This is a genomic window from Acidovorax radicis N35 (assembly GCF_000204195.1).
Taxonomy (GTDB): Bacteria; Pseudomonadota; Gammaproteobacteria; order Burkholderiales; family Burkholderiaceae_C; genus Acidovorax; species Acidovorax radicis.
This window is the reverse complement of the sequence record NZ_AFBG01000019.1, coordinates 182,795-209,034: the sequence shown is the minus strand read 5'-3', so window position 1 is coordinate 209,034 and position 26,240 is coordinate 182,795. Positions and strand designations below refer to the sequence as shown.

26 protein-coding genes and 1 tRNA gene are annotated in these 26,240 nt (G+C 65.2%); 12 read left to right on the top strand and 15 right to left on the bottom strand.

Annotation, left to right across the window (positions count from 1 at the left end; all coding sequences use genetic code 11):
- Window positions 1–6: 6 nt before the first annotated feature.
- Window positions 7–1,758: a tetratricopeptide repeat-containing response regulator gene (locus ARADN35_RS0110750; RefSeq protein WP_010461926.1), complete on the bottom strand. Its 1,752-nt coding sequence runs from the start codon at window positions 1,756–1,758 to the stop codon at window positions 7–9.
- Window positions 1,759–1,878: 120 nt separating this feature from the next.
- Here ARADN35_RS0110750 and ARADN35_RS0110745 point away from each other — a divergent pair, with 120 nt between their 5' ends.
- The 11 genes from ARADN35_RS0110745 (at window position 1,879) to ARADN35_RS0110695 (ending at window position 12,860) form a co-directional block, all read left to right on the top strand.
- Window positions 1,879–2,616: an endonuclease/exonuclease/phosphatase family protein gene (locus ARADN35_RS0110745; protein ID WP_010461924.1), complete on the top strand. Its 738-nt coding sequence runs from the start codon at window positions 1,879–1,881 to the stop codon at window positions 2,614–2,616.
- 142 nt (window positions 2,617–2,758) lie between these two features.
- On the top strand, window positions 2,759–3,997 hold the full coding sequence (clsB, locus tag ARADN35_RS0110740; protein ID WP_010461922.1) for a cardiolipin synthase ClsB: 1,239 nt from the start codon (window positions 2,759–2,761) through the stop codon (window positions 3,995–3,997).
- Window positions 3,998–4,243: 246 nt separating this feature from the next.
- A complete protein-coding gene (gene folE / locus ARADN35_RS0110735) occupies window positions 4,244–4,972 on the top strand; it encodes a GTP cyclohydrolase I (RefSeq protein WP_010461920.1) in 729 nt (242 codons plus the stop codon).
- Between the two features lie 3 nt (window positions 4,973–4,975).
- A complete protein-coding gene (locus ARADN35_RS0110730; RefSeq protein ID WP_010461918.1) occupies window positions 4,976–5,398 on the top strand; it encodes a BLUF domain-containing protein in 423 nt (140 codons plus the stop codon).
- Window positions 5,399–5,644: 246 nt separating this feature from the next.
- Window positions 5,645–6,526 carry a DMT family transporter gene (locus tag ARADN35_RS0110725; RefSeq protein WP_010461915.1) on the top strand — a complete coding sequence of 294 codons (882 nt, stop codon included), beginning with the start codon at window positions 5,645–5,647 and terminating at the stop codon, window positions 6,524–6,526.
- A complete protein-coding gene (locus ARADN35_RS0110720; RefSeq protein WP_010461913.1) occupies window positions 6,523–7,407 on the top strand; it encodes a DUF429 domain-containing protein in 885 nt (294 codons plus the stop codon). The genes ARADN35_RS0110725 and ARADN35_RS0110720 overlap by 4 nt, the downstream gene beginning before the upstream one ends.
- 36 nt (window positions 7,408–7,443) lie before the next feature.
- Entirely contained in the window at window positions 7,444–7,668 is a 225-nt protein-coding gene (locus ARADN35_RS0110715; RefSeq protein WP_010461911.1) for a hypothetical protein, read from the top strand.
- Between the two features lie 136 nt (window positions 7,669–7,804).
- The gene (locus ARADN35_RS0110710; RefSeq protein ID WP_010461910.1) at window positions 7,805–8,476 is read left to right on the top strand and encodes a histidine phosphatase family protein; all 672 of its coding nucleotides are present in this window, start codon (window positions 7,805–7,807) and stop codon (window positions 8,474–8,476) included.
- Window positions 8,477–8,965: 489 nt separating this feature from the next.
- The gene (locus ARADN35_RS0110705; protein ID WP_139019188.1) at window positions 8,966–9,739 is read left to right on the top strand and encodes a hypothetical protein; all 774 of its coding nucleotides are present in this window, start codon (window positions 8,966–8,968) and stop codon (window positions 9,737–9,739) included.
- Window positions 9,740–9,759: 20 nt separating this feature from the next.
- Window positions 9,760–11,502: an ABC transporter permease gene (locus tag ARADN35_RS0110700; protein ID WP_029413882.1), complete on the top strand. Its 1,743-nt coding sequence runs from the start codon at window positions 9,760–9,762 to the stop codon at window positions 11,500–11,502.
- A 5-nt stretch (window positions 11,503–11,507) separates the two neighbouring features.
- On the top strand, window positions 11,508–12,860 hold the full coding sequence (locus ARADN35_RS0110695; RefSeq protein ID WP_010461903.1) for an ABC transporter ATP-binding protein: 1,353 nt from the start codon (window positions 11,508–11,510) through the stop codon (window positions 12,858–12,860).
- Window positions 12,861–13,029: 169 nt separating this feature from the next.
- On the opposite strand, the gene ARADN35_RS26200 is transcribed toward ARADN35_RS0110695, so the two are convergent.
- The 10 genes from ARADN35_RS26200 to ARADN35_RS0110645 form a co-directional block, all read right to left on the bottom strand.
- The gene (locus ARADN35_RS26200) at window positions 13,030–13,275 is read right to left on the bottom strand and encodes a hypothetical protein (RefSeq protein WP_010461901.1); all 246 of its coding nucleotides are present in this window, start codon (window positions 13,273–13,275) and stop codon (window positions 13,030–13,032) included.
- Window positions 13,276–13,316: 41 nt separating this feature from the next.
- The gene (locus tag ARADN35_RS0110685) at window positions 13,317–13,838 is read right to left on the bottom strand and encodes a DUF2695 domain-containing protein (protein WP_010461899.1); all 522 of its coding nucleotides are present in this window, start codon (window positions 13,836–13,838) and stop codon (window positions 13,317–13,319) included.
- 4 nt (window positions 13,839–13,842) lie between these two features.
- Window positions 13,843–15,204, bottom strand: coding sequence for a tetratricopeptide repeat protein (locus ARADN35_RS0110680; RefSeq protein WP_010461898.1), 1,362 nt, complete (start codon window positions 15,202–15,204; stop codon window positions 13,843–13,845).
- A 23-nt stretch (window positions 15,205–15,227) separates the two neighbouring features.
- Complete coding sequence (locus ARADN35_RS0110675; protein WP_010461896.1) at window positions 15,228–15,836, bottom strand: hypothetical protein; 609 nt, start codon at window positions 15,834–15,836, stop codon at window positions 15,228–15,230.
- A gap of 125 nt (window positions 15,837–15,961) precedes the next feature.
- On the bottom strand, window positions 15,962–17,365 hold the full coding sequence (locus ARADN35_RS0110670; RefSeq protein ID WP_010461894.1) for an amidase: 1,404 nt from the start codon (window positions 17,363–17,365) through the stop codon (window positions 15,962–15,964).
- Window positions 17,366–17,628: 263 nt separating this feature from the next.
- Window positions 17,629–19,119, bottom strand: coding sequence for an ABC transporter substrate-binding protein (locus ARADN35_RS0110665; RefSeq protein WP_010461892.1), 1,491 nt, complete (start codon window positions 19,117–19,119; stop codon window positions 17,629–17,631).
- A 108-nt stretch (window positions 19,120–19,227) separates the two neighbouring features.
- The gene (locus ARADN35_RS0110660) at window positions 19,228–20,109 is read right to left on the bottom strand and encodes an ATP-binding cassette domain-containing protein (protein WP_010461889.1); all 882 of its coding nucleotides are present in this window, start codon (window positions 20,107–20,109) and stop codon (window positions 19,228–19,230) included.
- Window positions 20,106–21,143: an ABC transporter ATP-binding protein gene (locus tag ARADN35_RS0110655; protein ID WP_010461888.1), complete on the bottom strand. Its 1,038-nt coding sequence runs from the start codon at window positions 21,141–21,143 to the stop codon at window positions 20,106–20,108. Before ARADN35_RS0110655 ends, ARADN35_RS0110660 begins: the two co-directional genes overlap by 4 nt.
- Window positions 21,144–21,173: 30 nt before the next feature.
- Window positions 21,174–22,049, bottom strand: a complete 876-nt coding sequence (locus ARADN35_RS0110650) for an ABC transporter permease (RefSeq protein ID WP_010461885.1) — start codon at window positions 22,047–22,049, stop codon at window positions 21,174–21,176.
- Between the two features lie 7 nt (window positions 22,050–22,056).
- Window positions 22,057–23,019, bottom strand: a complete 963-nt coding sequence (locus ARADN35_RS0110645) for an ABC transporter permease (protein ID WP_010461883.1) — start codon at window positions 23,017–23,019, stop codon at window positions 22,057–22,059.
- Between the two features lie 217 nt (window positions 23,020–23,236).
- Here ARADN35_RS0110645 and ARADN35_RS0110640 point away from each other — a divergent pair, with 217 nt between their 5' ends.
- Window positions 23,237–23,494 carry a YfhL family 4Fe-4S dicluster ferredoxin gene (locus ARADN35_RS0110640; RefSeq protein WP_010461882.1) on the top strand — a complete coding sequence of 86 codons (258 nt, stop codon included), beginning with the start codon at window positions 23,237–23,239 and terminating at the stop codon, window positions 23,492–23,494.
- 74 nt (window positions 23,495–23,568) lie between these two features.
- On the opposite strand, the gene pth is transcribed toward ARADN35_RS0110640, so the two are convergent.
- The 4 genes from pth to ARADN35_RS0110620 form a co-directional block, all read right to left on the bottom strand.
- Complete coding sequence (pth, locus tag ARADN35_RS0110635) at window positions 23,569–24,177, bottom strand: aminoacyl-tRNA hydrolase (protein ID WP_010461880.1); 609 nt, start codon at window positions 24,175–24,177, stop codon at window positions 23,569–23,571.
- A gap of 158 nt (window positions 24,178–24,335) precedes the next feature.
- The gene (locus ARADN35_RS0110630) at window positions 24,336–24,968 is read right to left on the bottom strand and encodes a 50S ribosomal protein L25/general stress protein Ctc (protein ID WP_010461878.1); all 633 of its coding nucleotides are present in this window, start codon (window positions 24,966–24,968) and stop codon (window positions 24,336–24,338) included.
- A gap of 164 nt (window positions 24,969–25,132) precedes the next feature.
- Window positions 25,133–26,107, bottom strand: coding sequence for a ribose-phosphate pyrophosphokinase (locus tag ARADN35_RS0110625; RefSeq protein WP_010461875.1), 975 nt, complete (start codon window positions 26,105–26,107; stop codon window positions 25,133–25,135).
- Window positions 26,108–26,163: 56 nt separating this feature from the next.
- Window positions 26,164–26,240 (bottom strand) — tRNA-Gln (locus tag ARADN35_RS0110620).

Here is a 26,240-nt window from a genome sequence, read left to right as displayed (position 1 = left end):
GAGTGCCTATCCCAATGGCCGCAGCCTGAGCCTGTCCAGCGGATCGTCAGGCTCCGAGCTGTCAGTCTCACTGGGGTCGTCATCGCTCAACGCCCTGGTGGCGGGGCCCGTCTCGGCCGCGTTGCGTGAACGGATGACCACGCCGCCGGGCCTCCGTTCGCTGTCTTGCCCCAGGATGGCGCGCACCGGGGTGCTGCCCACACGGGCGCGCAAGGCGTCGATGGCTTCCTGCAGCGGTTCCGGCGACGCCATGCGTGCCCGGTGGCGCAGCAGTACCTGCTGGGACATGTCCACCAATTTGGAATTGAGTGTTTTCTCGGCCTGGGCCAGCAGATGATGGACTGCGCCTGTCGGGTCTCCGTGCAGGCTTTGGGCCATCGCGGCCTCGGCGGTTTTGTTGATGTGGAGCAGGCACTCGCGCACCAGGTCGCCGTAGGGCGTGTGCAGGTTGCAGGCATTGGCCAGCAGTTCGGTCAGGCCGCGCGTGTTGGCATAGCGCATGCCGAGCGCACGCACCCAACCCTCGCTGTCCGACAGATCGATCGACGTGACGGCCAGCACCGCCAGCAGACTGCCCAGGTTGCACGCGGCCTCGAAATCAAAGCTGCTGGACGTGATCTCGCGTGCCATGCTGCGCACCGACTCCACCGCCTGCGAGAACTGCCGCTGCTGGATGAGCTGCAGCGTGCGCGCCACCTCGGCAAAGCGCTGCACGCGGGCGCTACCCTGGTGCCGCTCCAGAATGCGGCCAAAGTCGGCCATGCAGCGCTCGATGCCCTTGCGATCGCTCTCGGCAAAGTACGAGAACGTGAGCAGCACCAGCGACTGGAAGTCAAACAGCTTGGAGTCGATGCCCAGGATGGCGGCCCGTGCCAGCACCTTGGTGGCGGTTTCGCGGTCGCCCATGTAGTACGACATCATTCCCAGCTTCTGCAGGCGCACCACCGAATCCGGCGTCAGGCCGCTGGCCGTCCGGTAGGTTTCGATGGCCTGCGAGAAATTGCCCAGCTCCACCTGCGCCCGGCCCAGCACGTCGTAGGCATCGGCAAACGAGGCATCTTCGCCAATCAGCTCCTGCAAGGTGGTCACAGCGCGTGCCGCCTGGCCCGATTCGATCTGCGCGCGCGCCACGCCCAGTTTGGCCCAGGGCAGGGCGCGGGCGGCGATCACGGCCTCGAACAGCGTGCGGGCCTCGTCGTGGCGGCCCAGGCGCAGCAGCAACTCGGAGCCAATGCGCGCGGCGTACAGCCAATAGGGTTGGCGCGACTCGAAGCGGGCCACGCACAGGCGGGCGGCCCGCTCGAAATCTTCGGCCTCGATGGCGTCAAAAATTGGGCGCAGATGGATCTTGCGCAGGCGTGCCAGGCTCAGGCGCTCGAACAGCGCGCTGGGCGTGAACGGCTTGAGCAGGTAGCCATCGAGTGCAGATTCGGCGGCTTCGGCCACGGCGGCATACGAAGCCTCGGACGTGACCATGAAAAACACGGTGGAAAACGGCAGGAGCTGTGCGCGCCGCAGGTCGTCCAGCAAGGTCTGGCCTGAGTAGCCGCCTTCGCCAAAGTATTGTTCGCACAACACATAGTCGAACACGGTGTGCTCCAGCCGGTTGCGTGCGTCCTGCACACGGCTGCATTGCACGATGCGGGTCACGCCGTACTCGCGCAGCTGGCCCACGAGGATGCTGCGTGAGGTGGCGTTGCTGTCGACAATGAGCGCCAGCACCGCAGGGGCGGCAGATGGAACGGTCTCGGTAGCCATTCAGGGTGTGTACCGGTCCCGCTGGAGCGGGGGAGTGGATGTAACCCAGTGTAAGGCGCTGGTGCCCCTGGCAGCGTCGTACAAACCCGCAGCCAGTGCGGCTTGCGACACAATCAGACCATGCAACACGACGACATTCTGCGGGTGGCCACCTACAACATCCACAAAGGCGTACAAGGCATCGGCCCGGCGCGCAGGCTGGAGATCCACAACCTGGGGCTGGCGGTAGAGCAACTCGACGCCGACATCGTCTGCCTGCAGGAAGTGCGCAAGCTCCACCGGCGGGAACAGGCGTATTTTCAGCGCTGGCCCGAGCTGCCCCAGGCCGAGTTCCTGGCCCCCGAGGGCTATGAGGCCGTGTACCGCACCAACGCCATCACCAAACATGGCGAGCACGGCAACGCCCTGCTGTCACGCTGGCCCGTGATCGGCCACCAGCACGAGGACATCTCGGACCACCGCTTCGAGCAGCGCGGGCTGCTGCATGTGGAGGTGGACGCCCATGGCCGCCGCATCCATGTGATCGTGGTGCACCTGGGGCTGATCCCGGGCAGCCGCATCCGCCAGATCGAGCGCCTGCAGCGCTTCATCGAACGCGAGGTGCCGCCCGGTGCGCCCCTGGTGGTGGCCGGCGATTTCAACGACTGGGGCTTGCAGATCAAGCGCATGCTGGCCGGTTTTGCGTTGCATGAGTTTGATGCGCCCCGTGCCTTCACGTATCCCGCGCGGCTGCCGCTGGCCCAGTTGGACCATGTGTATGTGCGTGGCCTCACGCCCTTGTCGCTGCACGTGCCGCGCGGCCGCATTTGGTGGCGCATGTCGGACCATTTGCCGCTGATTGCGGAGTTCAGGCTTTGAACGCCCCCCTGAGTCGCTTCGCGCCTTCCCCCGCGGGGGGACGCCACCCGTGGCCTGGCAAGGCCAGTTCCACGGTGGCACTGGCCTTGTGCGCGCCCGTTTCCACATTCGCTGGCGGTGCGCTGCACGGTGGATGGGCGCGATGAGCAAGAAGTCGCTGTTCCGGGCTCACAGGGCTGAGTTTTCGGACGACCACCGGGTGCGACTGCTGCAAGGGGCCGAGGAGCTGTTTCCCGCCCTGATCGAGGCCATGGATGCGGCGCTGTCGGACATCCAGTTTGAAACCTACATTTTTGATTTCACCGGTGCCGGCGCGGCGGTGGCCGAGGCGCTGATGCGGGCCGCCGAGCGCGGCGTGCGCACCCAGTTGGTGGTGGATGGGGTGGGCACTGGCACCTTGCCGCACAGCTGGGCAGAACGCTTGCAGGCCTCGGGCGTGCAGTACCGCGTGTATTCCCCCTTGGGGCCGTTGGGCCTGCTGTTGCCCCACCGGTGGCGCCGGCTGCACCGCAAGCTGTGCGTGGTGGATGGATGCATGCTGTTCTGCGGCGGCATCAATGTGCTGGACGACTTTCACGACCCCAACTACGGCACGCTGGATGCGCCGCGCTTTGACTTTGCCGTGCAGGCCACCGGCAGCCTGGTCGCGCCGGCCAGCGAAACCATGGACCAGCTGTGGTGGCGCATGCAGGCAGTGCGCGACGCGCGCCAGCGCCGCCTGCCCGAAGCCCTGCAGGCCCTGCGCGCCGCCAGCGCGGCCCGGCATGCCGTGCGGACTGCGGAGGCAGGCCCGCCCATGCGGGCCGCGCTGGTGCTGCGCGACAACGTGCGCAACCGCAGCCGGATCGAGAAAGCCTACCGCCGGGCCATCGGCGCGGCACGGCACGAAGTCATCATCGCCAACGCCTACTTCATGCCCGGCGGCAAGCTGCGCCGCGCGTTGGTGATGGCCGCGCGCCGGGGCGTGCGCGTGCGCTTGCTGCTGCAGGGGCGCTACGAGTACTTCATGCAGTACCACGCGGCGCGGCCGGTGTATGGCGCGCTGCTGGAGGCCGGAGTGGAGATCCACGAATACGCGCCCAGCTTCCTGCACGCCAAGGTGGCGGTCATCGACGCGTTGGGCGAAAACCCCTGGGCCACCGTGGGCTCGTCCAACCTGGATCCCCTGAGCCTGCTGCTGGCGCGCGAGGCCAACGTGGTGGTGGAAGACGCCGCCTTTGCCACCGACCTGCGCCAGCGCCTGGTGCACGCCATGCAGCATGCTGGCCGGCGCATGGACCCGGCGCGTTACGCGAACCGCCCCCTGCGCCAGCGCGTCCTGGATCGCATCGCCTTCGGCCTCATGCGGCTGGCGCTGTGGGTCACTGGAAACCGGTATTGAAGACCCCTCTGACCCGCAGCCCGCAACCACCAGGGGACGCCACCGGGCGAAGCCGGTTCCACGGCGGCACTGGCTGAGTGGGGCGCCGGTTGCCTGCGTCGGGGGGACGGATTCGTGCCAGGGATGACGGAATCCTGCAGGATTGTTTGCTATTATTTTGGTAGCTATTTGCGCTTGTCCAACAAGCGCTAGGGGCCTAAAACCCTTGGAATCCATGCCCTGGCATTCGCTGTTACGATTCTGGCCATGTCCAGCCAACCCGCCGCCGATATGACGCCCACCCCGCCGGATGATGAAGGCACGCCCGTCTCCGTGAAGATTCGCGAGCGCCTTGCCGCTGCCCGCAAGCGCTTTCATGCCAACGACAACATTGCAGAGTTCATCGAGCCCGGTGAGCTGGAGAAGCTGCTCGATGAGGTCGAGGTCAAGATGCAGGGTGTGCTCGACAGCATGGTGATCAACACCGAGGGCGACCACAACACCAACAACACCGCGCGCCGCGTGGCCAAGATGTACCTCAACGAGGTGTTCAAGGGCCGCTACGTGGCGCAGCCGCCGATTACCGAATTCCCCAACGCCGAGCACTTGAATGAGCTCATGATCGTCGGCCCCATCACCGTGCGCAGTGCCTGCAGCCACCATTTCTGCCCGGTCATCGGCAAGATCTGGATCGGCGTGATGCCCAACGAGCACACCAACGTGATTGGACTGTCCAAGTACGCGCGCCTGGTCGACTGGGTCATGGGCCGGCCCCAGATCCAGGAAGAAGCCGTGGTGCAGCTGGCGGACCTGATCATGGAAAAGACCCAGCCCGACGGCCTGGCCATCGTGATGGAGGCGAGCCACTTCTGCATGTCCTGGCGCGGTGTGCGTGAAATGGACAGCAAGATGATCAACTCGGTGATGCGCGGCGTGTTCCTCAAGGACAGCGCCCTGCGTCGCGAATTTTTGTCACTCATCCCGGGAAGGAACTAACCCATGTTGGTACGCCTGCTTTACGCCAGCCGCGCTGTCGATACCTCGCCCGCCGCCATTGAGGCCATCCTGACCCAGTCGCGCCAGCACAATCCGGGCTGCGGCATCACGGGCGTGCTTTGTTACGGCGGCGGGGTCTTCCTGCAAGCCATCGAGGGTGGCCGCTCCGCCGTGAGCGACCTGTATGGCCACATCCAGAAGGATCCGCGCCACAAGAACGTGGAACTGCTGCACTACGAGGAAATCGCCGAGCGCCGCTTTGGCGGCTGGACGATGGGGCAGGTCAACCTGTCCAAGATCAACCATTCGATCCTGCTCAAGTATTCCGAAAAGCCCGAGCTGGACCCGTATGCGGTCTCGGGCAAGGTGTCGTTTGCGTTGCTGGAAGAGTTGATGGCAACCGCCTCCATCATCGGAAGAGCTTAGAGATCACCCCCCTGAGGCGCTGCGCGCCTTCCCCCCGCTCTCGCACCGCTGCGCGGTGCGGGCAGGGGGACGCCACCGGTGCGGCGGGGCGGCCCTTGCACGGTGGCCGCTTGTCTGGGCCGCGCCAGTTGAGGGCGTTGTGGGCGGTGCGCAGCCCTTGAATCGATAAACTCTCTAGGCCACATCAAGCCGCAGTCGCCATGGCGCTGCGGCTTTTTGCATTCAAGCCCTCTCTCTTTCTGACCCGTGACCTTCGCCGCCTTCGCCCTCATCATCCTCGCCGGCCTCATCCACGCGTGCTGGAACATCGTGGCCAAGAAGGCCGGGGGGGACTCGCGGTTTGCGTTCTTCACCTCGGTGATCATGATGGTCGTCTGGGCGCCGCTGGGCTGGTACCTGGGGCGCGACGCCGTGCCGCAGTGGGGCGCGGTGGAGTGGGGTTTTGTCGCCGCCAGCGGGCTGCTGCATGTGGCGTACTTCGTCATCCTGCTGCGCGGCTACCGTGTGGCGGACCTCACCGTGGTCTACCCGCTGGCGCGCGGCTCGGGGCCGCTGTTGTCGTCGCTGGTGGCCATCACGCTGCTGGGTGAGCAGATCTCGGCGCTGGGTGCCTTGGGCATCGTGGGCGTGGTGGGGGGCGTGTTCCTGATTGCGGGCGGCCCGGGCCTGCTGCGCGCCGCGCACGACCCTGCCGCACGGGCGCGGGTGCACAAAGGCATGTTGTACGGCCTGCTCACGGGGGCCTTCATTGCCAGCTACACGGTGGTCGACGGCTATGCGGTCAAGTTTCTGCTGATGTCGCCCATTCTGGTGGACTACATGGGCAACTTTGTGCGTGTGGGCCTGCTGGCGCCGGTGGTGCTGCGCGACCTGCCCACGGCCCGCACGCTGTGGCTGGCGCAGTGGCGTTTTGCGCTGGCCGTGGCGGTGGTCAGCCCCGTGGCCTATGTGCTGGTGCTGTATGCCATGCAGCAGGCACCCTTGTCGCACGTGGCCCCGGCGCGCGAGGTGTCCATGCTGTTTGCCGCCCTCATCGGCGGGCACCTGCTGGGCGAGGGTGACCGCATGGCGCGCATTTTTGGCGCGCTGTGCATTGCGGCAGGCGTCACGGCGTTGGCCTTGGGATGACGGCCGCCGCACCACAAACCCTGCTGCTGGGCTGCGACTTCTCCAGCAGCCCCACGCGGCGCAAACCCATCGTGCTGGCTCTGGGCCAACGCCGGGGCGCACGCGTACAGCTCGCTGCGCTGGAGCGGTTCGATACCCTGGCCGCGTTCGGCCGATGGCTGTCTCAGCCCGGCGACTGGGTGGGCGGCTTTGACCTGCCTTTTGGCCTGCCGCGCGAGCTGGTGCAGGCGTTGGGTTGGCCCACCGACTGGCTGGCGTGCATGCAACACTACCGCAGCCTCAGCCGCGCGCAGATCCGCGACCAGTTCGCAGCGTTCTGCGATGCCCGCCCGGTGGGTGGCAAATTTTCCCACCGCGGCACCGACGGCCCCGCAGGCTCCAGCCCCTCGATGAAATGGGTGAACCCGCCCGTGGCGTACATGCTGCACGCGGGTGTGCCATTGCTGCTGGACGCCGGTGTGCATGTGCCGGGCCTGCACGATGGCGACCCCCGCCGCGTGGGGCTGGAGGCCTACCCCGGTCTGTTGGCGCGTGAGGTGCTGCAGCGGCGCAGCTACAAGAGCGATGACCGTGCCAAGCAGACCCCCGAGCGACTTATCGCCCGCAAGGACCTGGTGAACGCGCTGGAGATCGGCCAGACGCGCTTGGGCCTGCGCCTGGCGCTCAGCCACGCCCAGCGCGATGCCCTCGTGGACGACGCCAGCGGCGACAGCCTGGATGCCGTGTTGTGCCTGGTGCAAGCTGCCTGGGCCGAGCGGCGCCATGCCGAGGGCGGCGACGCGCTGTATGGCCTGCCACCGGGGCTGGACCCGCTGGAGGGCTGGATCGTGACGGCCAATGCCCCCGCTTTTCAAGGCATCGGCCCGGCACACGGTGCGTAGCATGGCCGGGACACGCTGGATGTTTCCCCCACCGCCATGCCCGTTGTTTCCCGTTTCCTGTTCGCCCTGGCCCTGCTGACCCCGCTGACGCCGCTGGTGCAGGCCGCCCCCGCGCCCTGGTACTACTGGCGCAGCACGGTGGACGGTGCGCGGGTCTGTGCACAAACCTCCCCCGGCCAGGGCTGGCAGCGCGACAGCGCCGCCTACGACGGTCCCGGCTGCCGGCCGCGCCGCAAAGTGCTCATCGTGCCCATGCGGTAGCAGAGAGCGCCCGGCACCACGTGCCTGTCTGCCTGCGTTCGGTTGTTATAAAAATCATAGCTATAAGCGCTTTGTACATAAGCGCTAGCAAGCAAAAAGTCTTGCAATAGTGTGTATACATTCGATAATGGAGCGCATGACCGAACTGATCCTGATCCGCCACGGAGAGACCGACTGGAACCGCGAACTGCGCTTTCAAGGCCATGTGGACGTGCCCCTCAACGCCACAGGCCACGAACAGGCCCGCCGCCTGGCCGAACGCCTGGCAGCCGACCAGCTGGTGGTAGACCACCTGGTCTGCAGCGACCTCATCCGCACGCAGCAGACCGCCAGCCCCAGCCTGCAGGTGCTGTTTCCGCAACTGCACATCGACACCCTCACCGACAGCAGCCTGCGCGAGCAAAACTTCGGCATCGTGGACGGCAAGCGGGTGGACGACGTCAAGGCGGACCACGCCGATGCGTGGGAGCGATGGCTGCGCTTTGAAGCCGACTACGGCATGCCCGGGGGCGAAACCACCCGCCAGTTCCACACCCGCGTGATGGACGCCGTGCGCCGCATCGCGCAGCAGTACCAGGGCCAGAAGGTCATGGTCGTGACCCACGGCGGCGTGCTCGACATGATCTGGCGCACAGCCCGTGGCACGGGCCTGGATGGCCCCCGCCAGAGCGACATCCCCAACGCTGGCCTGAACCGCGTGCGGGTGGATGGCGATGCCGTGGAGGTGCTGGACTGGGCCGATGTGCGGCACCTGGCCGATCTGCCGGCGCAGCCGGTGTACGACCAGACGAAGCTGCTGGTGCGGTGAAACCGGGGCAGCGTGGCTTGACGGCGCTTTTGCTTGGCAGGTTCCGTCGCTGCCGTGCCCCGCGCATCAAAAAAATGGGAACCGCCTCGCTCCGTATATAGATTTCGTAAAGATTGCAGAGGCTGGCTTGACGCTCGGTTTTGTGCGGTGCAATATTCGCCCCGTCGTCACTTCGGAGCCGCGCGCGTGGACAGTGCCAGTTGTAGATCAGGTGTGAAGAGCGCCCTTGCAGGTGCGGCACATTCGGCTGCGTAGCGCCCTGCGTCCGCGCTGTGTGCCGCACGGCCGCAGCGATGTGTTTGCCCCTTTGTGGCAAGCCATTTCTTAACGTTTCACCACAAACCGGGCCGCATTGCCGCGTGCTCGTCACACCCCATCTTTCCAATGCAGAAGCTTGCGGGCCGCAACAGCGGCGCGTTGCTGCGCCACGCCCGGCTGTTTTCAAAGCCCCCCGAAAGCCACAAGGCCAAGGAAGCCAGAAAGAGTCCCATGAGCCGAAAAGAACCCACACGCCGTGTGCCCGCAGCAGGCTGCACGCGCGGCCCGTTCCTCCCCACAATGCGCGCAGTGCGATCCGTGCGCCCCGGCCTGCCAACGCGTCGGCACTTGGGCGCTGCAGCTGCCGTGCTGGGTTTTGCCCTGCAGGAAGCCCATGCAGCGGGCGGCCACCACGCGGTGGACGACGCCGCCATCCTGGAGCCCGGCCAGTGCCAGGTTGAAACCTGGGCAGACCGGGAGCGCGGGGGCGGCCGCACGCTGGTGCACCTGGGCTCGGCCTGCCGGATCGGCCCGCTGGAGGTTGGCCTGAATCTGGACCGCACGCGCTGGTCTGGCAGTGATGCAGCAGTGAGTGGAGGCCCGCAGGTCAAATGGGCCGCGCCGCTGACCGAATCGCTCAGTGTGGGTGTCGTGGTCTCGGCCGCCTGGCAGGACGCCCGGCCACGGTTTGCTGGCAGCGCGATTGTGTTCCCCGTGACCTGGCAACCGGCCGAGGGCCTGGCCGTCCATATGAACCTGGGCCGTGATTTCCGCCGCCAAGGGCCCGATCTCCCGCGCGGCGGCGCAGCCCTGGAGTGGGCCGCCACGCCGCATTGGTCGCTGGTGGCAGAACGCTTTCGTGAGAGCGACGCCGGCTTCTGGCGCCTGGGCGCGCGCTATGCAGTGACCGACGCGCTCAGCGTGGACCTGAGCCAGGCGCGGGGTGTTGCAGGCGGTGCGCCCGCCTGGTGGACCGTGGGGCTCAACTGGGCCTTCCAGCGGTGATGTTGGCCATGCACCGCAACCTGAAAAACACCGCGCCCCAACTCGCCGTCAACGAAAGCCCGCGAGGTTTTGGCTGGGTGGACGGCCTGGTTCTGCTGGCCTTGATGGGCCTGCTGTGGAGCGCCTTGCACTTTGGCAAGGGCATGCTGGTGCACTTCGATGCGGCGAGCATGCCCCCGCTCGACATGTCGCCCAGCCAGATCCCCTACTACGCCGGGCGCACGCTGCTGCGCATGTGGATCGCCTTCGGCTTTTCGCTGTTCTTTGCGATTGCGGTGGGCTACCTCGCGGCCAAGAGCCGCGCGGCCCGCGCCGTCATCCTGCCGGTGCTGGACGTGCTGCAGTCGGTGCCCGTGCTGGGCTTTCTGTCGGCCACCGTGGCGGGATTCATGGCGCTGTTTCCCGGCAGCCTGCTGGGGGTGGAATGTGCTGCCATCTTCGCGATCTTCACGGGGCAGGTGTGGAACATGGCCTTTGGTTTCTACCACTCGATGGTCACGATCCCCGGCGACATGCAGGAGGCCGCGTCGAACTACGGCCTGAGCCGCTGGCAGCGATTTCGCACCCTGGAACTGCCAGCCTCCACGCACAGCCTGATCTGGAACTCGATGATGTCCTTCGGTGGCGGGTGGTTCTTTGTGGCGCAGAGCGAAGCCATCAGCGTGATGAACAAGGACATCCAGCTGCCAGGCCTGGGCTCGTACATGGCGCAGGCCATCGAGCTGGGCGACCGCCAGGCCGCGCTCTGGGCGGTGCTGGCCATGCTGTTGTTGATCCTGGTCAGCGACCAGCTGGTGTGGCGCCCCCTGCTGGCCTGGGCCGACAAGTTCAAAGTGGAGTTGACGGAATCTGCTGCGCCAGCCACCTCGTGGGTGTACGGCCTGCTGCGCCGGGCCTATGTGTTCAGCTGGCTCGGCCGGGCGGTGTGGCGGCCACTCACAGACGTGTTGCAGGGCCTGTTCCTGCGCCAGCGGCCTGGCAGGGGCAGCTCTTTCCGAAAAGGCAACCCATGGCCCCTGCGCGCCCTGGGCCTGGCTGCCGCAGCGTGGCTGGGCTTCGAGGTATTGCGGGGCCTGATCGCTGCCATCTCTGCGCTGCACGGTGCGGTCACGCTGGGCATGGTCGCCCACATCGTGGGGCTGGGCTTTCTGACCCTGCTGCGCGTGCTGGCCATGACCGTGCTCGCCACGCTGGTCTGGACCCCGGTGGGTGTGTGGATCGGGTTCCACCCACGGGTGGCGAAGTGGGCGCAGCCCCTCGCGCAGATTGGCGCGTCGTTCCCCGTGAACATGACGTTTCCCATCGTGGTGGGCTTCTTTGTCGCCACGCAGACCCCGATGAACTGGGGCAGCATCCTGCTGATTGCCATGGGCACGCAGTGGTACATCCTGTTCAACGTGATCGCGGGCGCCATGGCCATCCCCAACGACCTGAAGGAGGCCGCGCGCGTGTATGGCCTGCACAACTGGGCGTTGTGGCGCACCCTGATCCTGCCCGCGATCTTTCCTTTCTGGGTCACCGGGGCGTGCACGGCCGCAGGCGGTGCGTGGAACGCCAGCATCGTCGCCGAACTCGCCACCTGGGGCGATACGACCTTGCAGGCCGATGGCCTGGGTGCCTTCATTGCGCAGGCCACGAAGTCGGGCAACACGCCGCTCATCATCGCCAGCATCGCGGTGATGTCGGTCTTCGTTTTGCTGATGAACAAACTGATCTGGCGGCGCCTGTATGCGTTTGCAGAACGCCGCTTTCGCCTGGACTGAACATGATGATGACGAACTCCGTGCCCACCCACAACGCCGCAGCACCCATCGCCCAGCTGTGTGCGGTCAACAAGTCCTTCACCATCGCGGGGGAGCACGAGCTCAAGGTGCTCGACAACATCGACCTGGACATCCGCGAGGGCGAAATGCTGGCCCTGCTGGGGCAGTCGGGTTCGGGTAAATCGACCATCCTGCGCTGCCTCACAGGCCTGATCGAGCCCAGCTCCGGCCGTGTGCTGGCCGATGGCCGGCCCCTGCACGGCGTCAACTCCGATGCCTCGGTGGTGTTCCAGACCTTTGCGCTCTACCCCTGGCTCACGGTGGCGCAGAACGTGGCGGTGGGCCTGATGGCGCACCGCACAAGCCGGGCCGAGCGCGATGCGGCGGTGGGGCGGGCCATCGAGTTGATTGGCCTGGGCAACCACCACGCGGCCTATCCGCGTGAACTTTCGGGCGGCATGCGCCAGCGTGTGGGCATTGCCCGTGCGCTGGTGTCTCAGCCCCGGCTGCTGTGCCTGGACGAGGCGTTCAGCGCCCTGGACGTGCTCACCGCAGAGAACCTGCGCCAGGAGCTGATAACACTGTGGCGGGGCCGGGGAACGGGCCCGAGTTCGGTCTTCATGGTCACCCACAACATCGAGGAAGCGGTGGAGATGGCCACGCGCATCGTGGTGCTGTTCCCACACCCTGGCAGGCTGGGCCTGGTGCTGGAGAACCCGCTGCCTTACCCGCGCGACAGCCGGGACCCGGAGTTCCAGCGGCTGGTGAAGGTCATCCACGAAACCATCACCACCATGACGCTGCCCGACCTTCCAGCCGAAACCCCCGTGGCGGGCCACCCCATCTCGCGGGCACGCGGCCGCATGGAGTCCATCCCGCTGGTGCCGGTGGCGCAGATCCTGGGCCTGCTCAGCATTCTTCACGACGCGCCGGAGCTGTCGAACATCTACGACATCTCGGACGAAATTGGCAAGGAGTTCGGCGAGACCATCGCCCTGGTCAAGGCCGCAGAAATTCTGGAGCTGATCGACACGCCCAAGGACGAGGTCCGCTTCACCGAGCTGGGCCGACGATTTGTGGCCGCCGACCGCCAGGGACGGCGCGCCATCTTCGCCGAGCAGGTGTTCAAGCTGCGCATCTTCCACATCATCATTGCCCTGCTCAAGGAGTATGAAGAAGTGGATGCCTCCCGGGTGATCAAGGACATCGGCAGCGCGCTGCCCTACGACAACCCGGAAAAAACCTTCCAGACCATGATCGCCTGGGGGCGCTATGCAGGGCTGATGGATTGCAATCCGAATACGCAGAAGGTGTTTGTGCCGAAGGATGAGGAGCGTGCGGAGGACGCTGGCCGTTGACGCGGGGCGCCACCGTGTGCGGGTGGTGGGCGATGCGGTAGAGGTGCTGGACTGGGGGGTGTGCGGCACCTGGCGGATTTGCCGGCGCAGCCGGTGTGTGTGCAGATGAAGCTGCTTTTGCGGTCAGGGCCGCGCCCCTGAAATGCCCCGTATGCGGGCTGGCGACGCTTTAGTTGCTAACCCAGACGGTTTGTGCAGGATGGTGCTCGCGGATGGTTTCCAATGCGTCTTGAATGCCAGCTATGTCATCAAGCTCTAAAGCATAGTTGAACCCGGAAACGTCCATACCTTGCATGCGGAGAGCTGTGAGCTCTTCTGCCGACAAAACACCATCAACGACCCAAAGCGGAAAGTCCCAGATGTTGAGTTTGGAAAAACTTTCGTATCCGCAGCGATTCAGAGCGAAGAAGACCAAGGAAAGCTCCCGGAATGGACATCAATGCAAATGGTGGCTATTCATATTACGTTGTGCAGGACCTCGCAATCGCAGTATCCGCCCCAGTGGCGAAGTGCTTTTAGCTTTGAATCGATCTTGGTGGGCGAATGCGTAGCCAACCAACAACGGGTCTGTTCGAGAGAGTGGTTGCACAACTGTTTGGAAAGCGCGTGCTCAAGAAAGCTTCCAAGGCCTGCAAGCTCTACTGGGCTGATGAGAAGCTCGGTCCATTTTTTCTCATACTCCCTCAGCAATGCCAAGCGTTTCAGATCCTTGGCCTCTCGTTGGGAAGAAAGCCGGATCGCTAGTTCGAGACTTGCTCGTGCTCCCGGATAGTTCAACAGGCACTCTTGCACCGTACTCAGGAGCCGGTGGGCTTGCGCCTCGCTTTCATGGAGCAGGATAAATGCCTGGATGTCAGTTTTCGCCTTCAAAAGCGCGGGAATAGCCTTGGGCGACGGGGCCCTTCGCTCATACGAAGACTGCCCGGTGAGCTTTTGGGCGGCGATCAATTGAGAGCGCAGTTCAGCAATGGTTGTCATCGTTTTAAAGTGGGCTGCGCTGTTCCACCGGCAACCCCAACACCCCATTAACCACTCCCACCTGCCTCGCCAACCGCATCGACTCCAGCTGCGCATTCGCCATCGGCTGCAGCACATTCTGCACCGCCACCCACTGCCCGTTGCGCTGCAGAGCATCCATCCAGATCTGGTGGAACAGGTCGCGCTGCGCATGGCTGCCGCCGATCTCGATGAGCCTTGGCAATGCAATGCCCAACTGCTGTACTGCCGTGGCCCAGTCGCCCTGCGCGTGCGCGAGCAGGCCATGCGCGGCCGGCACGCACACCTGCTGCCACACGGCGCGCTCGTGCGCTTCGGTGCGGGTGGCGGCGTGGGCTTCGATGTTGTGCAGCAGGGTCCGCGCGGCCTCCGTGCGGCCTGCGCGGGCCAGGCCGTAGAGGTATTGCAGGTCGAGGAAGGGCAGCACGTGGTCGGACAGGCGCAGGGCGAGGTGGTCGGCCACGTCGCTCCAGCGGGGGCCGACACCGACGCCTGCCAGTTCCAGCCGCGCCAGCAGCGACACGGCGTTGATCTGGTCCTGCGTGTACTCCTTGACCACGCCCCACACCTGCGCGTCGTAGAGCGCCAGTACCTCGGCGTGCCGGTCTTGCTCCAGCAGGAAGAGCGCCTGGTGCCACCAGTTGTGCGTGACCATGAAGGAGTTGAGCCCCGTCCAGGTGTCGCTCACGCTGGCCATGAAGTCTGTGCCTTCGCGGATGCGGCCCTGGGTCAGCATCACATGCGCGAGCGCGTGGTGGGCCCAGGGTTCCTTGTGGCACAGCGCGATGGCGTGCCGGGCGGACGCCTCGGCGTGGTCCAGCAGGTGGCATTGTTCCCAGCCAAAGGCGAGCATGCCGTGCAGGTAGGGCACGTCAGCAGCGGCGGGCACGGCCTGCAGGGCCAGCCGCAGCATGCCGGGTGAGTCACCCCGGTTGAACAGGTGGTACTGGCCGAGCTTGAGTGATGCCAGGTCGCGGGGGTGCAGGCGGGCCTGTTCTTCGTGCAGGGCGATGGCGCCGGGCAGGTCGCCATCCACCCAGGCGGCCACGGCGGCCACAAAACGCTGTTCGCGCTCGCTGGCCTGGTGGGCGTGGGCCAGCGCCTGGTCGATGAAGGGGCGGGCGTTGCGGGGGGCGTCGGCCGATTCGGCAAACATGTGCAGCGCCGCGCAGCTGGCTTGCACGATGGGGCTGGTGTCTGCTCCCGCGTTCAGCACATTCACCGCGCGGGCTTCGCACGCAATGAAGCCTTCCACAAAGTCGTTCAGGGCAGCCGCGCTGGCCGGGTCGTGCAACGTGACGGAGTTACCCAGGCTATCGGTCATGCGGGTGTGCGTGGAGGATGGCATGGGGCATTGTTGGAGGCGGTGGGTCAACCGCCTTTGATAAGGGTCAGATACGCGTTGCGAGTCTCGGCGGACACCGAAGCCACGAGCTGTTCGTGCGGCGTCTGGTGGCGCGCCAGCATGCGGGCCGTGGCAATGGTCTTGGACTTGCAGAACCAATGGCAGGTGTGCTGCATGAGGAACAGTTCGGCAGTCATCATGAAGGCCCGGTCCTTGGGTGAGAGGTGGCTGGTGTTTTGCACCACATGGGCAATGCCCCGCGCGTGGATCGCCAACGCCTTGCGCATGTCGAAGGTCATGGCGGGCAGCAGCTTTTCAGCAAACGGGATGGCCATGGAAAGGCGGCTGACCCGCGCGTCCGCCTCGTTCACCTTGGCGAAGTCGGCGGCAAAGCGGTTGAACTGCTCGGTCAGCTGTGATTCGGTGGTGCTCAGCAGGCTCCAGATCTGGTTGCGGCGCTCGTCCGTGCTCTCGCCCAGGGCACGCAGGTAGCCGTCGGTGAGTGCCTCCATGAGCTTCTCGATCTGGTAGTTGGCCAGGTGGCTGCCCAGGAGCGCGATGCGCTTGCGCTGCTCCTTGGCGTTGAGCATGTAGGTACCGGTGGCGATGAGAATCGCCAGGATAAGGATGTCCATGCGGTGGTTGCGTAAGGTGTTGTAGGGGTGGGGTCCAGGGCATTTGCCCGCTATCGAATGGCGGGGCAGCACACCCAGAGCATGTCCTCAAGGTTACCAACAACAGCGCATCGGCTTGCCAAGGGTTAAGCCGCAGGCGGCTGGGGCCAGGCCCGCTGTGGCTCGCGGATCAGCTCAAATGCGTGCGCCACCTGCAGCACCCCAAGGTCGTCAAAACGGGCGCCTGCAATCTGCAGGCCGATGGGCAGACCACTGCGGGTGTAGCCGCAGTTGACCGAAGCCGCAGGCTGCTCAGACATGTTGAAGGGCACGGTAAACCCGATGTGCTCCAGCGGGCGCAGCGGGTCGTTGGTGGGCGAGGGCAGCTCGGCCTGGAAGGCGGGCATGGGTGCCACGGGCGAGATCACGTAGTCAAAGGCGCTGCAGGCTTTGACGGTGTTCACCCGGGTCAGGTGGAACTGGTGGCTGGCGTTGAAGACTTCGGTGCCGCTCATGCCTGCGGCGCTGTCGGCCCAGGTGCGGATGTAGGGCAGCACCTTGTCGCGCTGCTGCGCTGGAAGGGCCTTCAGGTCGGTGTGCGAACGCATGCGCCAGAAATGGTCCATGCCGTCGAGCATGGCCTGGGTCATGAAGGGCACCATGGGCACGATGGTGGCGCCCGCTGCCTCCATGAGTTTGGCTGCACGTTCCACGGCGGCCTTCACCTCGGGCTCCACCGGCAGTCCACAGCCGGCGTCCAGCAGCAAGCCGATGCGCAGGCCGCGCAGGCGCTCGGCACCCTTGTTGAACTGGCTCCAGGCGATGTCCTGCGCGGGCAGGCTCATGCTGTCGCGCGCGTCGGGCTGACTCAGCACCTGCATCATCAGCGCGGCGTCTGCCACGGTGCGCGTCATGGGGCCTGCGGCACGGCCGGTGTAGGGCGGGTCGATGGGGATGCGCCCCAGGCTGGGTTTCAGGCTGAAGATGCCGCACCAGCTGGCGGGCAGGCGCAGCGAGCCGCCGATGTCCGTGCCGATGTGCAGCGGGCCGTAGCCTGCGGCTGCTGCCGCACCACCGCCGGCGCTGGAGCCGCCGGGCCCTTTGCGGGTGTCCCACGGGTTGCGCGAGAGCGGGTGGAAGGTGGACAGGCCTGAGGACAACATGCCGTAGTCGGGCATGGTGGTCTTGGCCACGATGACGGCACCGGCCTCGCGCATGCGGGCGGCGGGCGGCGCATCGGCAGCGGCAGGCACCAGCTCCACGGCTGCAGTGCCCAGAGGTGTCGGGTCGCCTTGCGTGGCGATGTTTTCCTTGATGGTGCTGGGCACGCCGTCCAGCGCGCCCATGGGCTCGCCCCGCAGCCAGCGCGCTTCGGACGCGCGGGCTTGCGCCAGGGCTGCTTCGGGACGCAGCAGGTAGGTGGCGCGGATGTGTGGTTCCCAGCGCTCGATGTGGGCCAGCACGGCCTGCGTGACCTCGACGGGTGACAGCGTGCGCTGGCGGTAGGCGGCAATCAGGTCGTGGGCGGGCAGGTCGTGCAAGGCAGTCATGTCGGGAGTTTTACAAGTAAAAAAGGCTGCTACCGCCTATTGGTAAAGCGCTAACAGCTATTGTTTTAGGAGCAATCTGCTCCCGCAGGTTTTAGTGATCCATGGCGCCGCGCGCTACCCGCAGCCCCTGAAACTGGCGCGGCCCAAGCGCGGGCAGCCTAGCAAGGGCCGCCCCGCAGCGAGGGCTGCGTCCCCCTGCCCACATCGCGCAGCGATGTGAGAGCGGGGGGAAGGCCCGCAGGGCCTCAGGGGGGTGTCCCATCTCAGGACCAGGACAGCGATGAGATGTCGTTCACGAACACGGGCATGTCTTTCCACAGGCCCTTGAGGTTTTTGTTGGCCACCGTGATCCACTGGTTGGAGTACAGGAACGCGTGCACTGCATCGTTGGCCAGCAGGCGTTGTGCGTCACCCAGCAGGCGGGCACGGTCGGCGGGGCGGGCAGCGTTCTTGATCTGGTTGAACAGCTCGTTGAACTTGGGCGAGTTGTAGGCCCAGTAGTAGTCGGGCTTTGCGAAGTTGCCCAGATCGAACGGCTCCACGTGGCTGATGATGGTCAGGTCGTAGTTCTTGCTGCCATAGGTGCCGCTGAGCCACTGCGCCCATTCCACGTTCTGGATCTTGGCGATGATGCCGACCTTGGCCAGTTGCGCTGCGACCACCTCGCCACCCTGGCGGGCGTAGGGAGTGGGCGGCAACGTCAGGGTCAGTTCCAGCGGTGTCTTGACACCAGCCTCGGCCAGCAGCTTCTTGGCTTTCTCGGGGTCGTAGGGGTTCACGCCCGTGGTGTCCACATAGCCGAATGCGCCGGGCACGTAGTGGCTGCCGATGGGCGCGCCGTAGCCATCGCCCGCGCCTTCGATCACGGCCTTGCGGTCCACGGCGGCGGCGATGGCGCGGCGCACGCGCACGTCGTCCAGCGGCTTCTTGCCGTTGTTGATCGCCAGGATGGTCTTGGCGCGCGAGCCGCTGACCACCACCTGGAACTTGGGGTTGCCCTTGAACTGCGGCACGCTGCGGGGCGTGACGCGGGGGAACGCATCCACGTCGCCAGCCAGCAGGGCGGCCACCTGGGCGGCGGGGTCGGAGATGAAGCGGAACGTGGCGCGCTTGATCTTGAGCGCCTTGGCATCGCGGAAACCGTCCCACGCCGTCAGCACCACCGAGGAGCCCTTGTTCCAGGCCTGGAGTTGGTAGGGGCCGGTGCCCACGGGCTTGTTGGCGTTGGTGTCGGCGCTCTTGGGCTCGACAATGATCGACGTGGCCTGGCCCAGGATGAACAGCAGGTCGGGGTCGATGTCCTTGTTGAGCAGCACGACGGTGTAGTCGTCCACCACCTGGGTGGTCAGGCCCGCAAAGGTGCGCTTGTCTTTGTTGGTGCTCTTTTCGCCGCCAGCGCGGTCGTAGGAGAACTTCACGGCGGCGGCATTGAAGGGCTCGCCGTTCTGGAACTTCACGCCCCGGCGCAGCTTGAAGGTGTAGGTCTTGAGGTCGGGCGAGACCTCCCAGCTCTCGGCCAACAGGGGCGACACACTGCCGTCGGCGTTGATCTTGGTGAGCGTCTCGAAGATGTTGTACTGCACGATCTCGGCAATGGCCGATGCAGCACCGGCCGTGGGGTCCAGGCCTGGTGGCTCCAGCGTCATCGCCAGCGTCACCGCATCTTTGCGGCCTTGCGCCAGGGCGCCAAGCGGGGTGGACAGGGGCACGGCGGCAATGGCGCCTGTGGCAAGGACGGTACGGCGGTTCAGCATGTTCGGACTCTCCAGACAAAAAACCAGACAAAAACCAGAGGAAGGCCCCGGTGCAATTTGTTACCGAGGGCGCACGAAAGCTTTGTACACCATCACGTGTGCATTTGGTTATGCGATTTTTGCCGCTGCTGCAGCGGCGGCTGCTGCACGGCGCGCCCGTGCGCGGCCTGGCAGCACCTGCGGCACGGCACCCACCAGCGACTGGGTGTAGGGGTGCTGTGCGTTGCGAAACAGCTCGGCGGGCGAGCCACGCTCCACGATGCGGCCCTGGTACAGCACCACCACTTCGTCGCACAGGTGGTTCACCACGGCCAGGTCGTGGCTGATCAGCATGTAGGTGATGCCGAACTCCTGCTGCAGGTCCTGCATCAGGTTGAGCACCTGGGCCTGCACGGACACATCCAGCGCGCTCACGGGCTCGTCGGCCACGATGAGGCGGGGGCGGGTGATGAGGGCGCGGGCAATGGCGATGCGCTGGCGCTGGCCGCCCGAAAACTCGTGCGGGTACTTGGACAGGTCGTTGGTGCGCAGGCCCACCTGCGACAGCACCTGGCCAGCCTGCTCGCGCTGGGCGGCGCGGCTGGTTTCGCCCTGGGCCTGCAGCGGTTCGGTGACGATGCGCTCCACCGTCTGGCGGGGATCGAGTGAGCCGTAGGGGTCCTGGAACACCATCTGGAAATCGCGGCGCGCGTGCCGCAGTTCCGTGGGGGGCAGCTGGTGCAGGTTGCGCCCCAGAAGGTGCACGGTGCCGGAGGTGGGTGTGTCCAGGGCCATGACGAGCCGCGCCAGCGTGGATTTGCCCGACCCTGATTCGCCGACGATGCCCAGGCTGCGGCCCGAGGCGATGGAAAAGCCCACGCCGTTGAGTGCATGCACCTTGCCAGGTGGCTGAAACAGGTGTTCGCGCGGCAGTGTGTATTCGCGCACCAGGTCCTTGACCTGCAGCAGTGGGGTGCCAGCCTGAAGGGCAAAGTGGGGTGCCTGGGTCATGCGGCCACCTCGACGATGTTCACCACCTGGGCGCTCTGGGCTTCGGCAATGGCCTCGCGGCGCAGGCAGCGCACATGGTGGTCGCCGTCGGCATCCGTGGCCACCAGCGTGGCTTCGGGCTGGTCGTGGTGGCAGGCCTCCACGGTGTAGCTGCAACGGCCCGCAAACGGGCAACCTGCGGGCAGGTCCACCAGCTCTGGCACCGTGCCGGGGATGGTGGACAGGCGTGGGCGCTGGCCTGGTGTGTGCACCGCGCCCAGATGGGGGCGTGCGGCGAACAGCCCGCGCGTGTAGGGGTGTGCCATGGCCGAGAAGACGGAGGCCGTGGAGCCGCTCTCGACCACGCTGCCGCCGTACATCACCATCATGCGGTCCACGTTCTGCGAGATCACCCCGAGGTCGTGCGAGATCAGGATCAGCGCCATGTTGCGTTCGGCCACCAGGTCGCTGATGAGGTCCAGGATCTGCTGCTGGATGGTCACATCAAGGGCGGTGGTGGGCTCATCGGCAATCAGCAAATCGGGGCCGCAGGCCAAGGCCATCGCAATGGTGATGCGCTGGCGCTGCCCGCCCGAGAACTGGTGGGGATAGGCATCAAAGCGCTGCGCGGCGTTGGGGATGCCCACGCGGTCCAGCAGCGCCAGGGCGTGCGTGCGTGCGGCGGAGGCATTCATGCCACGGTGCAGGCGCAGCGGCTCGGCCACTTGGCGGCCGATGGTGTGCACGGGGTTCAGGGCCGTCATCGGCTCCTGGAACACCATGCCGATGCGGTTGCCGCGCATCTTGCACATCTGCGCGTCGGTGCGGCCCACGAGCTCTTCGCCGTCGAAGCGAATACTGCCGGTGACCTGTGCACTGTCGGGCAGCAGGCCCATGAGCGACATGGCGGTGATGGATTTTCCGCAGCCTGATTCACCGATCAGGCCCAGGGTTTCGCCCCGTGCCAGCGAAAAGCTCACGCCGCGCACGGCGTCGGCCGGGCCCCGGTGGGTCTGCAGGCGGATGCGGAGGTTGGAGACTTCTAACAGAGACATCGTGGGGTTCTGGTGGTCTTCTTGGCGGGATCAACGCTTGCGCGAGAGCCGGGGGTCGAGCAAATCACGCAGTCCGTCGCCCAGCAGGTTCAGGCCCAGCACAGCCAGTGCAATCGCCACACCGGGCCACACGGCCAGCAGCGGGGCCTGGAACATCAGCGTCTGGGCCTCGCTGAGCATGCGGCCCCAGGAGGGCTGGGGCGGCTGGGTGCCCAGGCCCAGGTACGACAGGGCAGCCTCGGCCAGGATTGCGATGGCGAACTGGATGGTGGCCTGCACGATGAGCACCGACAGGATGTTGGGCAGCACATGCTCGAGGGTGATGCGCCAGCTGCCCTTGCCGCAGGCACGCGAGGCAAGGATGTATTCGCGCGACCACACCGCATTGGCCGAGGCTCGGGTGACGCGGGCAAAGGTCGGGATGTTGAAAATGCCGATGGCGATGATGGAGTTGACGATGCCTGCGCCGAACACCGCCGTCATCATGATCGCCGAGAGGATGGCGGGGAAGGCGAAGGTGAAGTCCGCCAGCCGCATGATGAGCTCCTCCACCCAGCCGCGCTTGGCCGCGGCCAGCAGGCCCAGCGCCGTGCCAATGGACAGGCCGATACCGACCGCGATCACGCCCACCAGGATGGAGTTGCGCGCGCCCACCAGCAGCAGCGAGGCCACATCGCGGCCGAAGGCGTCGGTGCCCAGCCAGTGCTTGCCGCTGGGTGGCTGCAGTTTCGCAGCCAGGTCCATCTCGTAGGGGGACCAGGGCGTCCAGGCCAGCGACAAGGCTGCGGCCAAGATGAGCAGCAGCGACAGCACAGCGCCGATGACAAAGCTGCGGTGGCGCAGCGCGCGGTGCAGCCAGCCGGGTGCCGAGGTGGCAGGAGAGGAAGGGGTGATGGCGGCGCTCATGGTCGGGTCAGATATCGGAGGCCTTCACGCGCGGGTCGATCACGGCGTAGAGGATGTCCACGACGAAGTTGACGATGACCACCATGGCGGCGAGCAGCATCACACAGTTGCGCACCACGATCAGATCGCGATTGGAAATCGACTGGAAGATCAGGCGGCCGAGGCCCGGCAGGTAAAACACGTTTTCCACCACGATGGTGCCTGCCAGCAGGTTGGCGAACTGCAGCCCCATCACGGTGATCACCGGGATCATGGCGTTGCGCAGCACGTGGCCCCAGAGCGCGGCGCGTTGCGTCAGCCCCTTGGCGCGTGCGGTGCGCACAAAGTCCTCGCGCAGCACTTCGAGCACGGCCGAGCGCGTGATGCGCGCCAGGATGGCGGCTTGCACCACGGCCAGTGCGATGGCAGGCAGGAGCAGGGCCTTGAGGGCTTCGAACGGGCTGCCACCGGCGTCTTCCGTCCAGCCCGGAAAACCACCGGCCGAGAACCACTGCAGCTTCACCGAAAACAGCAGGATCAGCAGGATCGCGAACCAGAAATTGGGAATGGCAATACCGATCTGTGCCAACCCCATCACACCGACATCACCCAGCTTGTTGTGGCGGGATGCCGCATACACGCCTGCCGCCAGCGCCAGCACGGTGGTGATGACCATGGCCATGAGGGCCAGTGGCACCGTGAGGGCCAGGCGCTCCAGCACCAGGTCGAGCACGGGTGAGCTGTAGGCATAGCTGTCGCCCATGTTGCCCACCACCAGCCCACTGACCCATTGCCAGTAGCGCAGGCCCGCCGGTTGGTCCAGCCCCAGTTTGCTGGCCAATGCGGCAACGGCCTCTGGCGAGGCATCGGGGCCCATCAGGATCTGGGCGGCATTGCCCGGCAGGATCTCGAGCACCAGGAACACGACGATGGACGCGCCAATCAGCGTGGCCAGGAGGGTGATAAACCGCTTGAGAAAAAACAGGCCCATGGGTGAGGTGGGTGAGGTGGGTGAGGAGAGGGGTAGGGCGCGCGGGCGTCAAAATTAATGTGTATACACAGCATAACGGTAAAAACATCCCCGTCAGCGGTGGTGGGTTGCAGTGTGGCATGCAAGGCACATGCCACCAGCGCGGGATAATACGGAGCATGAACTGCGCTGCGTACCCCCTTGCCATTGTTTTTGGCCCCGTGCCCAAGGAGGCCGTATGGCGCTGATGATCACCGACGAATGCATCAACTGCGATGTGTGCGAGCCCGAGTGCCCCAACCAGGCGATCTACCTGGGGCAGGAGATCTACGAGATCGACCCCAGCAAGTGCACGGAATGTGTGGGGCATTTTGACGAACCCCAGTGCGTGCAGGTCTGCCCCGTCGCCTGCATTCCCGTGAACCCGCAGCATGTGGAAAGCCGGGAGACGCTGTGGCAGAAGTTCCAGCGGCTGCAGGTGCCTACGGCCAGCTGATTTTTAGGGGTTTTCGGGCCCTGGCGCTTATCCATAAAGCGCTAGCTGCTATCAAAATAGTAGTTTTACCACGCTCAATCTTCCACCGGGCGGGGTGGCTTGGGGCGGGGCGGTTTGGTGGTGTGGATGAGCAAGGTGGCCTTGTCCATCTCGCCCGCCAGCATGGCCGGGTAGGCTTTCAGCGAATGGACGATGCTGTCTTCGATCAGTGTGCGCTGGTCAGGGGAGGGCTTCTTGAGCACCCAGTTGGCGACTTCGCTTTTCACGCCTGGGTGGCCGATGCCTACGCGCAGGCGCCAATAGTCGGGTGAGCCCAGCTGGCCGTGGATGTCTCGCAAGCCGTTGTGGCCTGCGTGGCTGCCACCGCGCTTGAGCTTGACCTGGCCCGGTGGAATGTCCAGTTCGTCATGCACCACCAGGATTTCTTCGGGCTGGATCTTGAAGAAGCGCGCCAGCGAAGCGACGGACTTGCCCGAGAGGTTCATGAAGGTCTGGGGCTCCAGCAGCCACACGCTCTGTCCATGCACCGTGGTGCGCGCGACCAGCCCGTGGTAGCTGCGCTCGGGCACCAATGTGGCCTTGAGTTCACGCGCCAGCGCATCAATCCACCAGAAACCAGCGTTGTGGCGGGTGGACTCGTAGTCTGGCCCCGGGTTTCCAAGGCCTACAAACAGCTTGATCATCTGCGCGATTATCCGTGGGGGTTGTGGATGGACGTGGGGCCTGTCCATGCCGGGCGCCGTTGCCAATGAAAACGGCCCACACAGGTGGGCCGTTTTCATTGGCCAGCATCGCCAAGGCGGGCTGACCGGCACGCAGGAAAAAACCTGCGGCTTGAAGATTACTTCTTGCCCTTGCCCTTCTTGGCATCGGCGGCAGGAGCGGCTTCGACGGGGGTTTCGACCACGACCACAGGAGGAACCACAGACACCAGCACGGGGTTGTTGTTCTGGCCACCACGGATCTTGGCGGTCACGCCCTTTGGCAGCTTGATGCTCTTGAGGTGCAGCGACGAGCCCTTTTCGAGGGTGGACAGGTCCACAGCGATGAACTCTGGCAGGTCCGAAGGCATGCAGGTCACATCGAGTTCGTTCACGATCGGGTTGACCATGCACTTGTCGACCTTGACGGCAGGCGATTCTTCAGCGCCGGAGAAGTGCAGTGGCACCTTCATGTGCAGCTTGGTCTTTTCGTCCACGCGCTGGAAGTCGATGTGCAGCACGAGTTGCTTGTAAGGGTGGTATTGCACGTCGCGCAGCAGAACCTTGGCGGTCGTGCCGGCAACTTCCATGTCCAGCACGCTGGAGTGGAACGCTTCCTTCTTGAGGGCGTGCCACAGTGCGTTGTGGTCCACCTCGATGAGTTGGGGTTCGGTGGTGCCACCGTAGACGATGCCAGGCGTCTTGCCCGAATTGCGCAGACGGCGGCTCGCACCCGTACCTTGCTTGGCGCGCTCAAAAGCGACGAAGTTCATAGTTAGCTCCTGAAAGGACAGACCGCGACCAGTCTTGCCCTGTTGTAAAAAGGCCTGTTGTGCCATTGTTTGGCAGCAGGCCCACGCAATGTCCTCGAACAGACAAGCCTCCCGAAGGAGGCCTGCGTGCAATCCAGTCTGCAACGCTCCCGAAGGGAAGCGCGTCAGAACAGGTTGTCTTGGTCCGAGAACAGACTCATCACCGACTCACCCTTGGCAATGCGCTGGATCGTCTCTGCGATCAGCGGGGCCACGGAGAGTTGGCGAATCTTGGTACATCCCCGGGCGTTGTCGCTCAATGGGATGGTATTGGTCACCACCACTTCGTCGAGGGCCGAGCCCTGGGCGATGCGTTCGATGGCAGGACCCGAAAAAATGGGATGCGTGCAATAGGCGTACACCTTTTTGGCGCCGCGCTCCTTGAGCACTTCTGCCGCCTTCACCAGCGTGCCGGCAGTGTCGATCATGTCGTCCATGATCACGCAGTTGCGACCTTCGATCTCGCCGATCACATGCATCACTTCCGACACATTGGCCTTGGGGCGGCGCTTGTCGATGATGGCCAGATCACAATTGAGCTGCTTGGCCAAAGCGCGGGCGCGCACCACGCCGCCCACGTCAGGAGAGACCACGATCAGGTCTTCGTAATTCTTCTGGCGCAGGTCACCGAGCAACACGGGCGATGCGTAGATGTTATCCACCGGAATGTCGAAGAAACCCTGGATCTGGTCGGCATGCAGGTCCATGGTCAGCACGCGGGCCACGCCCACGGCCTGCAGCATGTTGGCCACTACCTTGGCGGTGATGGGCACGCGCGAGGAGCGGGGACGACGGTCCTGGCGGGCATAGCCGAAGTAGGGGATCACGGCGCTGATGCGCTCTGCCGACGCACGCTTGAGCGCATCGACCATGATCAGCAGTTCCATGAGGTTTTCGTTCGTCGGAGCGCAGGTGGATTGCACCACGAACACATCCCGCGCACGAACGTTTTGCTTGATCTCGACGGTGACCTCGCCGTCCGAGAAGCGACCGACATCGGCAGCTCCGAGGGTGGTTCCGAGGTGTTGGGCAATTTCAGCTGCCATGCCAGGATTGGCATTGCCGGTGAAAACCATGAAGTCGGGTTGATTGCCTTGCATGAGCGTCCCAGCGGTCTGAAAAAAAAGCCCGTACTGCGCGTGAGCGAGAAGAAATTTGGCAGGGGAAGAAGGATTCGAACCTTCGCATGCCGGAATCAAAATCCGGTGCCTTAACCAGCTTGGCGACTCCCCT

Coding starts and splice junctions, on each gene's coding strand:
- ARADN35_RS0110750 (WP_010461926.1), bottom strand. CDS start 1,758: ATGGCTACCGAGACCGTTCCATCTGCCGCCCCTGCGGTGCTGGCGCTC.
- ARADN35_RS0110745 (WP_010461924.1), top strand. CDS start 1,879: ATGCAACACGACGACATTCTGCGGGTGGCCACCTACAACATCCACAAA.
- clsB (WP_010461922.1), top strand. CDS start 2,759: ATGAGCAAGAAGTCGCTGTTCCGGGCTCACAGGGCTGAGTTTTCGGAC.
- folE (WP_010461920.1), top strand. CDS start 4,244: ATGTCCAGCCAACCCGCCGCCGATATGACGCCCACCCCGCCGGATGAT.
- ARADN35_RS0110730 (WP_010461918.1), top strand. CDS start 4,976: ATGTTGGTACGCCTGCTTTACGCCAGCCGCGCTGTCGATACCTCGCCC.
- ARADN35_RS0110720 (WP_010461913.1), top strand. CDS start 6,523: ATGACGGCCGCCGCACCACAAACCCTGCTGCTGGGCTGCGACTTCTCC.
- ARADN35_RS0110715 (WP_010461911.1), top strand. CDS start 7,444: ATGCCCGTTGTTTCCCGTTTCCTGTTCGCCCTGGCCCTGCTGACCCCG.
- ARADN35_RS0110710 (WP_010461910.1), top strand. CDS start 7,805: ATGACCGAACTGATCCTGATCCGCCACGGAGAGACCGACTGGAACCGC.
- ARADN35_RS0110705 (WP_139019188.1), top strand. CDS start 8,966: ATGAGCCGAAAAGAACCCACACGCCGTGTGCCCGCAGCAGGCTGCACG.
- ARADN35_RS0110695 (WP_010461903.1), top strand. CDS start 11,508: ATGATGACGAACTCCGTGCCCACCCACAACGCCGCAGCACCCATCGCC.
- ARADN35_RS0110685 (WP_010461899.1), bottom strand. CDS start 13,838: ATGACAACCATTGCTGAACTGCGCTCTCAATTGATCGCCGCCCAAAAG.
- ARADN35_RS0110680 (WP_010461898.1), bottom strand. CDS start 15,204: ATGCCATCCTCCACGCACACCCGCATGACCGATAGCCTGGGTAACTCC.
- ARADN35_RS0110675 (WP_010461896.1), bottom strand. CDS start 15,836: ATGGACATCCTTATCCTGGCGATTCTCATCGCCACCGGTACCTACATG.
- ARADN35_RS0110670 (WP_010461894.1), bottom strand. CDS start 17,365: ATGACTGCCTTGCACGACCTGCCCGCCCACGACCTGATTGCCGCCTAC.
- ARADN35_RS0110665 (WP_010461892.1), bottom strand. CDS start 19,119: ATGCTGAACCGCCGTACCGTCCTTGCCACAGGCGCCATTGCCGCCGTG.
- ARADN35_RS0110660 (WP_010461889.1), bottom strand. CDS start 20,109: ATGACCCAGGCACCCCACTTTGCCCTTCAGGCTGGCACCCCACTGCTG.
- ARADN35_RS0110655 (WP_010461888.1), bottom strand. CDS start 21,143: ATGTCTCTGTTAGAAGTCTCCAACCTCCGCATCCGCCTGCAGACCCAC.
- ARADN35_RS0110650 (WP_010461885.1), bottom strand. CDS start 22,049: ATGAGCGCCGCCATCACCCCTTCCTCTCCTGCCACCTCGGCACCCGGC.
- ARADN35_RS0110645 (WP_010461883.1), bottom strand. CDS start 23,019: ATGGGCCTGTTTTTTCTCAAGCGGTTTATCACCCTCCTGGCCACGCTG.
- ARADN35_RS0110640 (WP_010461882.1), top strand. CDS start 23,237: ATGGCGCTGATGATCACCGACGAATGCATCAACTGCGATGTGTGCGAG.
- pth (WP_010461880.1), bottom strand. CDS start 24,177: ATGATCAAGCTGTTTGTAGGCCTTGGAAACCCGGGGCCAGACTACGAG.
- ARADN35_RS0110630 (WP_010461878.1), bottom strand. CDS start 24,968: ATGAACTTCGTCGCTTTTGAGCGCGCCAAGCAAGGTACGGGTGCGAGC.
- ARADN35_RS0110625 (WP_010461875.1), bottom strand. CDS start 26,107: ATGCAAGGCAATCAACCCGACTTCATGGTTTTCACCGGCAATGCCAAT.